12 protein-coding genes are annotated in these 13,539 nt (G+C 70.0%); 3 read left to right on the top strand and 9 right to left on the bottom strand.

Features of this window, described 5'->3' with window-relative positions; translation table 11 throughout:
• Positions 1–74: 74 nt before the first annotated feature.
• A complete protein-coding gene (locus AB0I69_RS14020) occupies positions 75–719 on the top strand; it encodes an Atu4866 domain-containing protein (RefSeq protein ID WP_363095864.1) in 645 nt (214 codons plus the stop codon).
• A gap of 4 nt (positions 720–723) precedes the next feature.
• Here AB0I69_RS14020 and AB0I69_RS14015 read toward each other — a convergent pair whose 3' ends face one another.
• Genes AB0I69_RS14015 through AB0I69_RS13995 form a run of 5 tightly spaced genes read right to left on the bottom strand, consistent with a single transcriptional unit; the run spans position 724 to position 6,259 of the window.
• Complete coding sequence (locus AB0I69_RS14015; RefSeq protein WP_363095863.1) at positions 724–1,719, bottom strand: BadF/BadG/BcrA/BcrD ATPase family protein; 996 nt, start codon at positions 1,717–1,719, stop codon at positions 724–726.
• Complete coding sequence (locus AB0I69_RS14010; protein ID WP_363095862.1) at positions 1,719–2,966, bottom strand: 6-phospho-beta-glucosidase; 1,248 nt, start codon at positions 2,964–2,966, stop codon at positions 1,719–1,721. The genes AB0I69_RS14015 and AB0I69_RS14010 overlap by 1 nt, the downstream gene beginning before the upstream one ends.
• Positions 2,963–3,865: a carbohydrate ABC transporter permease gene (locus tag AB0I69_RS14005; protein ID WP_363095861.1), complete on the bottom strand. Its 903-nt coding sequence runs from the start codon at positions 3,863–3,865 to the stop codon at positions 2,963–2,965. The genes AB0I69_RS14010 and AB0I69_RS14005 overlap by 4 nt, the downstream gene beginning before the upstream one ends.
• Before the next feature lie 40 nt (positions 3,866–3,905).
• On the bottom strand, positions 3,906–4,868 hold the full coding sequence (locus tag AB0I69_RS14000; protein ID WP_363095860.1) for a sugar ABC transporter permease: 963 nt from the start codon (positions 4,866–4,868) through the stop codon (positions 3,906–3,908).
• Positions 4,869–4,873: 5 nt separating this feature from the next.
• Complete coding sequence (locus AB0I69_RS13995; protein ID WP_363095859.1) at positions 4,874–6,259, bottom strand: ABC transporter substrate-binding protein; 1,386 nt, start codon at positions 6,257–6,259, stop codon at positions 4,874–4,876.
• A gap of 169 nt (positions 6,260–6,428) precedes the next feature.
• On the opposite strand from AB0I69_RS13995, the gene AB0I69_RS13990 reads away from it, so the two are divergent.
• On the top strand, positions 6,429–7,256 hold the full coding sequence (locus AB0I69_RS13990; RefSeq protein WP_363095858.1) for a GntR family transcriptional regulator: 828 nt from the start codon (positions 6,429–6,431) through the stop codon (positions 7,254–7,256).
• Between the two features lie 81 nt (positions 7,257–7,337).
• Positions 7,338–8,411, top strand: a complete 1,074-nt coding sequence (locus AB0I69_RS13985; protein WP_363095857.1) for a glycosyl hydrolase family 18 protein — start codon at positions 7,338–7,340, stop codon at positions 8,409–8,411.
• Between the two features lie 90 nt (positions 8,412–8,501).
• Here the strand turns inward: AB0I69_RS13985 and AB0I69_RS13980 are convergent, their stop codons facing one another.
• The 4 genes from AB0I69_RS13980 to AB0I69_RS13965 all read right to left on the bottom strand — a co-directional run bounded on the left by AB0I69_RS13980 (position 8,502) and on the right by AB0I69_RS13965 (position 13,481).
• Positions 8,502–9,893, bottom strand: a complete 1,392-nt coding sequence (locus AB0I69_RS13980) for an amidohydrolase family protein (protein ID WP_363095856.1) — start codon at positions 9,891–9,893, stop codon at positions 8,502–8,504.
• A 61-nt stretch (positions 9,894–9,954) separates the two neighbouring features.
• A complete protein-coding gene (locus AB0I69_RS13975; protein WP_363095855.1) occupies positions 9,955–11,502 on the bottom strand; it encodes a Na+/H+ antiporter in 1,548 nt (515 codons plus the stop codon).
• Between the two features lie 12 nt (positions 11,503–11,514).
• Entirely contained in the window at positions 11,515–11,763 is a 249-nt protein-coding gene (locus AB0I69_RS13970) for an Atu4866 domain-containing protein (protein WP_360073063.1), read from the bottom strand.
• 77 nt (positions 11,764–11,840) lie between these two features.
• A complete protein-coding gene (locus AB0I69_RS13965; RefSeq protein ID WP_363095854.1) occupies positions 11,841–13,481 on the bottom strand; it encodes an MFS transporter in 1,641 nt (546 codons plus the stop codon).
• Positions 13,482–13,539: the final 58 nt, after the last annotated feature.

Raw genomic sequence — 13,539 nt, 5'->3', positions numbered from 1 at the left:
CCTGACACCTGGGTGAACGGCAGCCTGGTTGCGTTCCAAGGGCGCGACCAGGCTTGCCGTACAGCACCGCCGCCGTGACAATGCCCGGGCCGACGCCCACCAACAGGGCACCGACCAGCAGGACGTCAGCGCCCCGCAGGGTTCCGATCACGGCGGACGACAACACCATCGTCGTCGACTGCACGGGCATGACCGTGGTCCCGGCCGTGGTGGACACGATCGCCCTCGTCGGCGGGCGCGGCCACCGCTCGGAGTACGTCGCGACGTTGACGCCGGGCAACACGGGCGACCTGCTCGTCGTACCCGACGCACTAGCCCCGGACGTGGCGGGCGCGGTGGCCATACTGCTGACCCGGCCGGAAGAGGTCCGCGCCCTGGTGACGGCCGGGAAGCCTGTCCTCTGGTCGGGCACGGACGCCCCCTGCCGTGCCACCGCGCCCGAGGCGGGCATCCCGGCCGCCCAGGACCTGACCGGCAGCCCGCGCGTCGGCGTCTGGATCGACAGGAACGACTTCCTGCACCAGGAGTTGACCGCCACCGGCCGCTACGACGAGACCCAGGGTGGCCGCCCGCACGCCTACGAGGGCCAGTACTGGATCGACGGCGACCGCATCGACTACCTGGACGACCTCGGCTTCTGGGCCTTCGGCGAGTTCCGGGGCGAGGAGCTGCACCATGCGGGGTATGCGATGCGGCTCGGGCCGCGCGCTTGGTCGTAGCGGATCACTGGCCGCCACTCCCCCGGAACCCGGCACGCAACCGGACCTCCGCCCCAGGGTCCGCTCGCGGATGCAGGTCCAGGGCGGCCAGGGCCGCGCCGAGCAAGGGCGGGTCCGTGCACACCACCGGGCGGACACTCGGCACCGCCCTGGTGAGGCGGTGTTCGACGTCGTCCAGGAGGGCGCGGTGGCCGGCGGCCAACACGCTTCCGCCCAGGACCACTTCGGGGTCCGGGGCGACGGCGAGTTGCAGGCGGCACAGGACTGTCAGCGCCATTCTCGCTATCTCCGCCGCGAGGCGTTCGACCAGTTCGGCCGCGATCTCGTCGCCTTCGTCGCGGGCCGTGAAGACCGCCGGGCAGAGTTCGCTCAGGCGGAGTGCGGGCAGGTCGCCGTTGTGCAGGGCGGCGGTGACGTCGGCGATCGTGGGCAGGGCGAAGTGGTCGATCACCGCCGCGCGAAGGGCTGTTCGCGGGCCGCGGCCGTCCTCCGCCCGCGCCGCGTGCCACAGCGCCGACGTCCCTACGTCGATGCCGCCGCCCCAGTCCCCCGAGATCCGGCCGAGCGCGGCGAAGCCGGTGGTACGGCCGTCGGGGGCGACGCCGACGCAGTTGATGCCGGTGCCGCAGACCACGCCGACGCCCCAGGGGCGGCTGGCGCCGGCGCGCAGGACGGCGTAGGAGTCGTTGTCGACGCGCTGGGTGACCGCCCAGCGGCGGGCGCCGACGGCCTCGCGCAACGCCTTGATCTCGTGCGGCAGATCGGCTCCGGCGAGGAAGGCCGTAATGCCGTCCACCTCGACGTCGGCCGCCACACCTGCCGACGCCATCGCCTCGGCGCGCAAGGCCGCGAGTACGTCCATCGCCGCGTCGACGCCGACCGCCTGCGGACGGAATCCGCCGCCCCTCGCGCGGCCCAGGATCGTGCCGTCCGTCCTCAACACGGCAACATCCGTCTTGGAGTTGCCGCCGTCGACGGCCAGCAGCAGACCTGAACTCATCACGCCCACCACAGATGTTCGCGGTTGGCGGCGACGAGCTTCGCCGCCAACTCCTCGGCGACCGAGACCTGGCCGATGAGCGGATGCGCCAGCAGCGCCGTGGCGACCCGGTCGACGCCGCCGTGCAGGGCTGCTTCCAGGGCCAGTTCCTCGTAGGCCGTCACATGCGCGACGAGTCCGGCGAAGAGGGGTTCTACGGCCGTGACGGGCAAGGGAGTTGCACCGTGCGCGTCGATGCGGGACGGGACCTCGATGACGGCGTCGTCGGGGAGGAAGGGCAGGGTGCCGTTGTTGCGGACGTTGGCGACGCGGACGTCACCGGTGTCGGCAGTGAGGGCGTGCACCAACTGGACGGCCGCCTCGGAGTAGTAGGCGCCGCCGCGCTTGTCCAGCAGGGCGGGCTTCTCCGTCAGGGCCGGGTCGGCGTACATCTTCAGCAACTCGCCCTCCATGCCCGCGACTTGTTCGGCGCGGGAGGGCTCGGTGAGTTGCTCGCGGAGGACCTCGTCGTGGGCGTAGAAGTAGCGCAGGTAGTAGGAGGGGACCACGCCCAGCCTGCGGACCACGTCGAGCGGCATGCGCAGGCGGTCCGCCAGAGCCTGGCCGTGTTCGTCGAGGATGCGCGGGAGGACGTCCACGCCGTCGAGCCGCACCGCCCGTTCCCAGGTGAGGTGGTTGAGGCCGACGTGGTCCAGGGCGATCCGCTCGTGGTCGACGCCCAGCCAGTCGGCGAAGGTGCGTTGGAAGCCGATGGCGACGTTGCAGAGGCCAACTGCCTTGTGGCCGGCGTCCAGTAGGGCGCGGGTGACGATGCCGACGGGGTTGGTGAAGTCGACGATCCAGGCGTTCGGTGCGCGCTTGGCGACCCGTTCGGCGAGGTCGAGGACGACCGGTACGGTGCGCAGGGCTTTGGCCAACCCGCCTGCGCCGGTGGTCTCCTGGCCGATGCAGCCGCACTCGTGCGGGAAGGTCTCGTCGACGTGCCGGGCGGCCTGGCCGCCTATGCGGAGTTGGAACAGGACGGCGTCGGTGCCGTCGATGCCCGCGTCCGGGTCGGCGGTGGTGGTGATTTTCGCGGGGCTGCCCTGGCGGGCCAGGATGCGGCGGGCGAACGGGGCGATGACCGCGAGCCGCTCCGGGTCGGGGTCGACCAGGGCGATCTCGGTGACGGGGAGTCCCAACCGGGCGAATCCGTCGACCAGTTCGGGGGTGTACGTGGATCCGCCACCGACAACGGTGATCTTCAACCTTTGACTCCTGTCAGTGTGACGCCCTCGATGAAGGCCTTTTGCGCGAAGAAGAAGACGATGATCACCGGCGCCATCGCGATGAGGGTCGCCGCCATGGTGAGGTTCCACTGCACCGCATGGGAGGTCTTGAAGGTGGCCAGGCCCAGGGCCAGGGTCCAGTGGGCGGGCGTCTCGCCGGTGTAGATGAGGGGGCCGTAGTAGTCGTTCCAGGCGTTGAAGAAGGAGAAGAGGCCGACCGCGACGAGCGCGGGGCGCATCATCGGCAGCACCACCCGGGTGAGGACGCGGAGTTCGCCGCAGCCGTCGATGCGGGCCGCGTTGAGGTAGTCCTCGGGGACGGTGAGCAGGAACTGCCGGAGCAGGAACACCGAGAAGGCGTCCCCGAAGAGGGACGGGAGGACCAACGGCCAGATGGTGCCGGTGAGATGGAGCCTGGCCCACATCAAGTACATGGGGATGACCAGGACTTGGGGCGGCAGCATCATCATGGTGATGACGCAGAGGAACGCCACGTTGCGGCCCCTGAAGCGGAGGCGGGCCAGCGCGTAGGCGATGGGGACGCTGGAGAGCAGGGTGGCGGCGGTGGCGGCGACCGCGTACAGCACGGTGTTGACCAGCCAGGTGCCGACCGGTGCGGTGGTGAAGACCGTGCGGTAGTTGGACCACTGCCAGTGGTGGGGCCACAGGCTGGTGGTGAGGGACTGGCCGTCGGACATGACGGAGGTCAGGAAGATGAACACGATCGGGCCGATGAAGGCGCAGGCCAGGCCGACGGCGACGGCGTGTTCGGCGATCCAGACCAGGGTCCTGCGGCGGCCGGCCCGGCCGCGCGCGGCGCGGTGGGGCGAGGCGGCGCGGGTCTGTCGGGCGGGTGCCGGGGCGTAGGTGGTCGTCATCGCGGCGGCTCCTCGGTGCGGAGGATCTCGGCGTCGTACGTCATCGCGGTGACTCCTCGATGTCGAAACCGGAGGCGCGGCGGAGCAGGACGACGGTGAAGGCCATCGACACCACGAAGAGCACCACGGCGAGGGCGCAGGCGTAGCCCGCGTGGAACTGGTTGAAGCCAGCGATGTAGAGCTGCTGGGGGAAGGTGAGGGTGGAGCCGTCCGGATAGCCGGGCAGGGGCTGGATGTTGCCGTTGGCGACCTGCGAGGCGACCATCGCCTGGGTGAAGTACTGGAGTCCGGCGATGACCCCGGTGACGGTCGCGAAGAGGACGACCGGGGAGATCGTCGGCAGCGTGACGTAGCGGAAGCGGTGCCAGGGACCGGCGCCGTCGAGTTCGGCGGCCTCGTACAGTTCGGCGGGTACTTCGAGGAGTGCCGCCAGGAAGATGACCATCATCGTGCCGCTGCCCCACAGGGCGAGCAGGGTCAGGGCGGGTTTGGACCAGCCGGGCGAGTTGAACCACAGCGGGCCGTGGATGCCCAGCAGGCCCAGGATCCGGTTCACCGGCCCGGAGTTGGGGTTGAACATGCAGACGAAGGCGACGGTCGCGGCGACCGGCGGGGCCAGCGCGGGCAGGTAGAACAGGGTGCGGAAGACGCTCGCTCCGGCCTTGAGGCGGGCGGTGACCATGGCCACGCCGAGGGCGAAGAGCACCTGTGCCGGGACCATGACAGCCACGAGCCAGCCGGTGTTGCGGATCGCGTGCCAGATCTGCGGGTCGCCGTCGAGCAGGTAGCGGTAGTTCCGCAGGCCCACGAACTGGGCCTGGGAGATCATGTTCGAGTTGGTGAAGGACAGCCAGACCGTCATCACCAGCGGGTAGACGAGAAAGACGGCGAAGCCGACGAGACCGGGTGCCAGGAAGAGCAGGACGCGCAGCCGGTTGCGGCGCAGCCTGGCCCGCAACGGGGCGCTGGTGAGCGGCAGTTGAGCGACTTGGTGAGTGGCCATGACGGTCACTGCCCCAGCTTGAGCGCGGCGTTGTTCTGCTTGTCGACCGCGTCCAGTCCGGCCTTCAGGTCGGTCACGGAGCCGCTCTGCCACTTCTCCACGAAGTGACCGAAGTTGGTGAGGTAGGAGCCGCCGTCGGCGCTCGCCGGCGTGGTGGTGGTGAGCGGGTTCTTGAAGACCTGGAGGAACGGCGCGAAGTGCGGGTCCTTGGAGAGCCCCAGCGAGGGTGAAGCGAGGGCCGCCTTGGTGGTGGGGACGTTGCCGATAGCGTCGGCCAGCGTGGTCAGCGCGTCGGTGTCGGTGGTGAGGAACTTGATCAACTTCCAGGCGGCGCCCGGGTGTTTGGCGCCGCGCGGCATGCCGATCACGTTGCCGCCGACGTAACCGGCGCCGTAATATTGGGACTTGCCGTCGGCGGCCGGTACGACCGCGGTGCCGTAGTCGACGTTCGACTTGTCGGTCTTGATGAACGAGTTGCGCCACTCGCCGTCCACCATCATGGCCAACTTGCCGGTCTCGAAGGCGTTCTGGGCGGAGAACTCGTCCCCCATGCCCGCCTTGAACGTGACCAGCTTCTTCGCGCCGAACCAGTCGAGCAGGCTCTTCTGCCAGGTCAGCGCCTGCGCGAAGGCGGGATCGCCGCCGACGTTGGACTCGCCGTCGGCGGTGAGCCACTTGCCGCCCCAGCTGGGTACCAGGTGCTCGGTGAGCATCTGGTAGGCGCCCAGGTAGGGCATGAACCCGGCGGTCTTGATCGAGCCGTCCGCGTTGAAGGTGGTCAACTTCTTGGTGTCGGCGGCCAGTTCGGACATGGTCTTGGGCGGGGAGGTTATCCCGGCCTGGGCGAACAGCTTCTTGTTGTAGTACAGGCCGAAGGTGTCCGCGAGCCAGGGCATGGTGCAGCGCTTGCCGCCGAAGGCGGTGTACGACTGGACGGCCTTCGGGATCTGGGACATGTCCACGTGGTCGGCCTTGATGTCCGGCGTGAGGTCTTGGAACGCTCCACTGGTACACCAGCCGCCGACGTTCGCGGCGTTGAACGAGGACGCCACGTCGGGGGCGGTTCCGCCGCGGATGGCCTGGTTGACCTTGTCGTCGGTCTGCGCGGCGACGGCCTTGACGGTGATGTAGGGGTATTTCTTGTGGAACTTGGCCAGCACGGCGTCGACCGAGGCGATCTCGTGCGGGGAGCTGAGGCCGTGCCAGAAGGTGATGGTGACGGGCGTGGTGTCGTCGGCGCCGGTGTCCGCCTTCGACGCGGCGCCGCCGGTGGTGCATGCTGCGGCCAGCAGGGCCGTGGCCGCGATCAGCGACGTGGCGACGGTACGGCGGGCGGTGCGGCGGGGGCGGCGGGTGGTGCGGGTGACGGGTCCGCCACGGGACTCGGACATGGAACCTCCGGCGAATTCGCTTACCACTTATTGACCAGTGGCCACATGTTGGGGCACCATTTGGTCACTGTCAAGGGAAGCCATGGCAAGAAAGTCGCTGGAGGTAAGGCATCAAACCGTTATATTGCGGCAACTCAAGATGGACCACTGGTAAGGAAAGTTGGTAGGCATGGTCAGCGGTGAGAGCCGTTGGGAGAAGCGGGAACGCATCCGCACCCACCTCCTCGACCTCGTCGAGGAGACCGGGACCGGACGCCCCCTCCCCGGCGAACGGCAGCTGTGCGAGGAACTCGGCGTGTCCCGGCCCACCCTGCGGGCGGTGGTCGACGACTTCGTCCGCGACGGCCTGCTGGTGCGGGAGCACGGCCGCGGTGTGTTCGTCGCCCGGGCCAAGGTCGCCCAGCACCTCAGCGGCTCCCCCGGGCAGGCGCAGGGCCTGGGTGTCGGCGGCGTGGACGGGACCTGGGCCAGCCGCACCCTGGACTTCAAGACCGTCGCCGCGGGGCCCAGGATCGGCCGCCGGCTGGGCATCGCGCCCAGTGAGCAGATCCTGCGGATCATCCGGCTGCGCACGGTGGACGGTGACCCGATGTGTGTGGAGACGCTGCACGTCCCGCACGCACTGGTCCCCGGACTGACCGCCCGCGACCTGGAGACCGACTCCTTCTACCGCCTGCTGGGCCGCCGTTACGAGATCCTGCTGACCGACGCCGCGCAGAGCATCGAACCGACCGTGGTCGACGAGTGGGAGGCCGAACTCCTCGGCGTGTCCGTGCACACCCCCGCCCTGCTCTTCGAACGGGCGGCCAGGGATGCCGGCGGCCGGGTCGTGGAGTTCACCCGCTCCGTCTACCGGGGCGACCGCTACCGCATCTTCACCAGGCTGTCGTTGGCGGGCCGGCCGGACGGCGGACGCGTCGTCGACGGCTCCTGGTCGGCGGCCACCACCGTCCCCGGCGCCGACACCCTGGTCTTCGACCCCTACTGGAGCAACTAGCCACCCTCATCCCCCAGTCCACCGCGCCGGCCCTCCGGCCGACGCGGCGATCCCGCACGCCCCCCACCGAAAGGACCGCTCATGTTCCGCCATGCACTCACCGTGAGCGGCGTCGTGGCCTGTACGGTCACCACGCTGCTCGCCTGTACGGCCTCGGTCCCGGCCGGCGCCACCCCGTCCGCCACCTCGGGCGTCCAACTGCAGACCTGGCTCTACCCCGGCTCGAACGGCGACTCCACCTGCACCGCCAAGAGCGAGTACGCCGACAACCGGGTGAAGAACGGCGCCCTCAACCCCGAGTACTGGTCGGTCAACGGCGACGGCTCGGTGACCCTGGAGACCACCGCCAACGGGACCTGCAACACCTACAGCGCGGCCAACGTCGCCGACCTCAAGGCACACTCCACGTACCAGTACCCGACGCTCTCCGGCATGACCACCGCCGACGTCCACGCCTTGGTCAGCAGCAACAGCAGGCGTACGGCGGCCGTTTCGAAGGTCACCTCCCTCGTCAGCGACGCCGGGCTCAGCGGCGTCGACGTCGACCTGGAGGACTACTGGTCCTGGAGCGCCGCCGACTTCACCAACTACAAGACGTTCCTCGGCCAGTTGGCCACCGCCCTGCACGCGAAGGGCAAGCGCCTCCAGGTCGACGCACCGGCGATGACCGAGGACGCCTCGTTCTACGACTACGCGGCCGTGGCCGCCACCGGCGTCGACGACCTGGTGATCATGGCGTACGACGAGGAGTTCGACACCGCCGCCGGCGCCCGCTGCCTGCCGATCAGCCCCTACGACTGGCTGAAGAAGGTCACCAAGTACGCGCAGAGCAAGGTCCCCGACCCGAACCGCCTGATCATCGGCGTGCCCTCCTACGGCTACAGCGCACCCGACCCGTGCGACCTCAACTCCGTGACGGGCAACATCCAGTTCAGCGACATGAAGAAGAGCCCCGGCTTCTCGTCCAACCCTGCGACCACAGAGAGCCGCCGGGACGCCTCCTCCGGCGAGATCCGCTGGACCTCCGGCGGCGTCCTCTACGACTACGTCGACAGCGTCGCCATGGACCGCAAGCTCGCGGTCCTCAAGGGCCTCGGCGTCACCAAGGTGTCGGTGTGGTCGCTGGGCGGCGGGAACCCCTGGTTCTCCAACTGACCCGCCTGATCCCCCGATCCATCTGATCCACCCACGGCACTGATGCGGCGGGCACCCTCGGGTTCGGGTGCCCGCCGCGTCCAACCATCCTTACTTCACAGGTGTGTTGAGCACGTGGTCGCGGGAGGCGCTGACCTCGGCACGCAGTTCGGCAAGGTTCACGTCGAGCACGCGGCCGTCCCACTTACGCGGCTGCCCGTTGACGAACACGGCGGTGATGTTGCGGGCGTCGGAGCCCAACACCAGTGTGCCGATGGGGTCGTTGAGGGGCATGTTGTTGAGATCCTCGGCCTGCACGACCAGCAGGTCGGCCTTCTTGCCGGGGGTGAGGGAGCCGGTGACGTCACCGAGACCGTTGGTCCGGGCGCCCTGGAGGGTGGCGAAGTCGAGGACGTCGTGCGTGGTGATGCGGGAGAGCTCGCCATCGGTGCCGTAGGCGGCGTTGATCGCGCGCATCCGCTGGATCGCGAGCAGGGCCCGCATCTGGGTGAACAGGTCGCTGGCGAGGGCGACTTCGACATCGATGCTCAGGCCGGGACGGATGCCGACGGCGAGCGCCTCGTCCACCGCGGGGATCGCCGTCTCCAGGCCGATCTGCGCGTCCGAGGTGGGGGCCAGTGCGACCGTCGTACCGGACGCCCCCATCGCTTTCCAGGCCTCGACGGTCAGACCAGTGGAGTGGATCAGGGTGACGTCGGGGCCGAGGATGCCGTGCTCGGCCCAGGACAGCACGGCCTCCGACCCGGAGGCGCCGAAGACCGCGTCGACGCTGACACCGATACCCAAGTCGGCGGCGGTGCGGGCGAGTTCGGGGCCGTAGGCGAGGGCGGGTCCGGCGATCTCGTCGGTGGCCAGGGTCGCCAGGCGCAGCGTGAGGAGTTGGTCGTCGCTGCTGAAGTACTGGTTCCTGAGGCGCTTCAGGTCGGCCGGCCACTGGCGGTCCCAGTCCCCGAAGTGCGGGCCCATGGACGCGTGGACGCCACGGATACCGGTGTCGCGGAGGGCTTCGATCGCGGCGTCGGAGTGCTCGCGGGTACGGGAGTTGTGCGAGAAGTCGAGCATGGTGGTGATGCCGCTGTCGAGCGCGGTCAGCGCCGCCAGTCTGGTGCCGATGTACATGTCCTCCGGCCGGTAGACGGTGGCGTAGCCGGCGAGGGTGGCCGTCACATAGCCGCCGAGGTCGTCGACGTCGGGCATGATCCGGCGCAACTGCGTCTCCCAGGCGTGCCGGTGGGTGTCGACGAGGCCGGGGGCAAGGATGGTGCCGGAGGCGTCGACGAGCACCGCGCCGTCCGCGTCCAGGCCCGGCCCGATCGCGGCGATGGAGTCGCCCTCGACGAGCAAGTCACCCTGGAGGATGCCGAGTTCCGGGTCCATCGTGACGATGGTCGCGCCGGTGAAGAGGATGCGTCGGCGCGGATCGGCGGACTGGCGGCGGAGTTGTTCGAGGACAGCGGCGCCGGTGGTGTCACGGGGGTTCATGAGGGGCCCCTTTCGGGCGGGTCGAGACGATGTCGAGTTGGCTTCGAGTGCGGGATTCGGTTCAGGGCCTGCCGAGGCGGACCTCCTCCACGTCGAGGACTTCCTGCACGCTGCGCAGGACGATGTCGTCGATACGGCCGCTGTCCCGCAGGTCGGTGAGGGTGTCGCGTTCGATCTGGAGCAGGGCGAGTCGGAGGCGTCGTAGGCTCTCGCGGCGGTGCGCGGAGCCGGGTGCGGGGGCCGTACGGTCCTCGATGTCCTGGATCATGCGCAGGGTGTCCTCCTCGGGCACCCCGAAGCGCTCGGCCAGCTCGGGCAGGGCCTGCAGTGCGGCGCCGCTCAACCGGCAGCGGGCGAGGGTGAGTTCGGCACTCTTGTCCTCGTCGGCCGGGAAGCGGGCCCGGCGGACCATGGCCGGCAGGGTGGGGCCGAGGAACGTGAGGGTGACGACGATGACGACCGTGGTGAGGAACACGACGGCGTCACGCTGCCCGACGAGATGCCCCTCGCTGGTCGTCGCGGGCACGGTCGACGCCGCCGCCAGCGAGATCGCGCCGCGCATCCCCGCCCAGGCCAGCGGCAGCCGTTGCGGGGCGGTGATACGGCGGTCCCGCTGCTGGGGGCGCCGGTCCAGGAGCCTGACCAGATAGGGCACCGAGTAGAACCAGAGCAGCCGGGTCCCGAGCACGGCGACGCTCACGGCGAGGCCGGCGATCGTCGCCCGCAGGAGCGAGACGGAGGTCAACGCCCGCACTGCGGCGGGCAGTTGGATGCCGACGAGGACGAACAGGGCGCCGTTGAGCAGGTAACTGGCCACCTCCCAGAAGGCGACGGCCTGGATACGGGCCTCGGAACCGATGACGCGCGGCCCGAACCAGGCGGACACCAGACCGCAGACGACGACCGCCAACACACCGGACACATGGAGGAGTTCGGCGGGCAGATAGGCGAGGAAGGGGGTCGCGACGCTCAGCACGCTGTGCAGCAGCGGCTCGGGCAGCCGTCGCCTGACCGGGATCAGGAGGAGGGCGACCGCGGCGCCGATCAGGATGCCGCCGGCGTAGGACTCGACGAAGGCGAGTGCCGTGCCGGACCAGGAGAAGGGGTGCTCGTCGGTGACGACGTCGATGGTCACGGCGAGCAGCACCAGCGCGGTCCCGTCGTTCAGGAGGCTCTCGGTGCGCAGCACGGTCAAGATGCGGCGCGGCATGGCCCTGGCGACCGTGGCGACGGCCGCCGCGTCCGTCGGAGCCAGGACGGCGCCGAGGACGAAGGCGATCGGCCAGCCGTAGCCCAGTGCGTGGGCCACGGCGGCGACGGCCACGGCGGTGGCGAGGACCAGCCCGGTGGACTGCAGCGCGATGCTGCGGAAGTTGTTGCGGATCTCCCGCACCGAGGAGGTCAGCGCCTCCCAGTACAGCAGCGCGGGCAGGAAGAGGAACAGGACGACGTCCGGGGGCAGCGAGAACGACGCGAAGGACGGTGTCAGCCCCACGACAGCACCCACGGCGAGCAGCAGCAGGGGTTCGCTCAGGCCGGTGCGCCTCGACAGCCGGCCCATGAGCAGGACCGCGACCGCGACGACGACGATCAGTTCGAGGCTGTCCATGCCCGTACCGGGTTACGCGCGGTACAGGACGAGGTGCTCGTGGAAGAGCACGCCGTCCCGGACGTCACCGGTGGCGGTGAAGCCGGTGTCGTCGACGTAGTCGATGTGGTTGCCGGTGACGGTGTAGCTGCCGGTGTAGGCGCTCGGCCGGTTCCCTCGGGCCTCGTCGTAGCGGCCGTTCGGGAGGAGTTCCTGCCGGATGTGGCCGTCCGCCGTCACCCACATACCGACGAAGGGGTGCGGTGCTGCGTTCGTGTTCATGGCTCCACGGTCGCGTTCCCGCGCGGGGGTAACCAGGCCACGTCTCTCCTGGGTGTCCGGCACCCACCTTCAGGTCTTCAGGAAGTTTTCTCCGAGGTGGGCAGGACCGGTCCAACGGCGGCGTCGAAGGCGTGGGTCACTTCGGGGGCGGTGCCGGGCAGGAGCAGGGCGCGGGCGCGGTCCTCGAAGCCGCGGTCGGTGGTGCTGAGTCGGCTGTGGTGCTGGGCGAGGTGTTCGGCCCAGGAGCCGACCAGGTAGTTCTCGATGAACCGGCCGGGTTCGTTGCCGTCCTGGAAGAGGCCCCAGGTGAGCGCGCCGGTCCGGCGGCGGGAGTGGGCGACGCGGTCCATGGCCTTGATGAACGCTGCCCTGTCGTCCGGTGCGACGCGGTAGACGACGGACACCAACACGGGTCCGTCGGAGGGGCCGGGGACGAAGACCAGGGGCGGGGTGGGCCAGTGGTCGGAGAGTGTGGGGTCGATGCCCTCCATGCCGTAGAGCCGCCACCGGTAGAGGGTGAGTGCGCTCAGCAGCATGACGGCGGTGCCCGTGAGGAGGGCGGGGGTCAGGCCCAGCCACTGGACCAGGGCGCCCCAGAGCGGGGCGGCGAGGGCCTGGCCGCCCTGGAAGACCAGCAGGTAGACGGCGAGTCCGCGGGCCCGGACCCAACCTGGCAGCCGGGTCTGCATCGCCGCGTTGAGCGTGGAGAGCACCCCGATCCAGGCCACTCCCGCGGGCAGCAGGACGAGGACCGCGACCCAGGTGACGTGCACGGTCGCGAGGACCAGCAGGACGAGGGCGAACATCATGGCGCCGGCGGCCAAGATGCCGTTGATGCCCAGGTGTTGGCGCAGCCACGGCAGTGCGAACGCGCCCGCCACCGCGCCGATCCCGACCGCGCCGAGCAGCAGGCCGTAGCCGCCCGACCCCAGTCCGAGCGAGTCGGCGGCGATGAGGGGGAGCAGCGACCACAGTGCCGCCGCGCCGGGGATGAACAGGGCGGTGCGCAGCAGGACGCGGCGGATGCCTGGAGCGTTCCAAACGTAGCGGCGGCCCGCGTACAGCGCGGTCAACAGCCGTTCCTGCTCGGCGGCGGGGACGGTGGTCCTCGGGCGGTGCCACAGCACCAGTACGGCGGCGATCCCGAGAAATGACACCGCGTTGAAGCCGAACACCCAGCCCGCGCCGGCCGCCGCGACCACGACACCGCCGAGCGCCGGACCCACCGCACGCGCGAGGTTCATGTTCACCGCGCCCAGCGCGGACGCCTGCCCGAGCTGCTCCCGCTCCACCAGTTCCGGCTGGATGGCCTGCCACGACGGCCCCATCAGGGCGGTCCCGCAGCCGAGGAGGAAGGTGAGAGCGAGCAGGGGTACGGCGGACAGCGCGTCCGCGAAGGCCAGCACGGTCAGCACTGTTGACACGGCGAACATCGCGACCTGCGCCACCAGCAGCAGCCCGCGCCGGTCGAACCGGTCCGCGAGGACACCCGAGGGCAGCGCCAGCAGCACGATCGGCAGGCTCGACGCCGTCTGGACCAGCGTCACCATGGTCGCCCCGTGCCCGAGCAGCAGCCACTGCGCGCCGACCGTCTGCATCCAGGTGCCGATGTTCGACACGAACTGGGCGATCCACAGGGCCCGGAACACCGGTCGGGCCAGCGGCGCCCAGGCGGAGGCGGACCGCGAGCCGGTCCCCGACGTCGTCTTCGCGTTCATGCTGTGGCTCCCGGGGCAAGGGGTGCGGTCGAGAAGAAGGTACGGCAGCTCAGTGGCG

Source organism: Streptomyces sp. NPDC050508 (assembly GCF_040655155.1).
GTDB lineage: Bacteria > Actinomycetota > Actinomycetes > Streptomycetales > Streptomycetaceae > Streptomyces.
The sequence above is the reverse complement of the archived record's forward strand: the minus strand, read 5'-3'. Positions and strand labels throughout refer to the sequence as shown.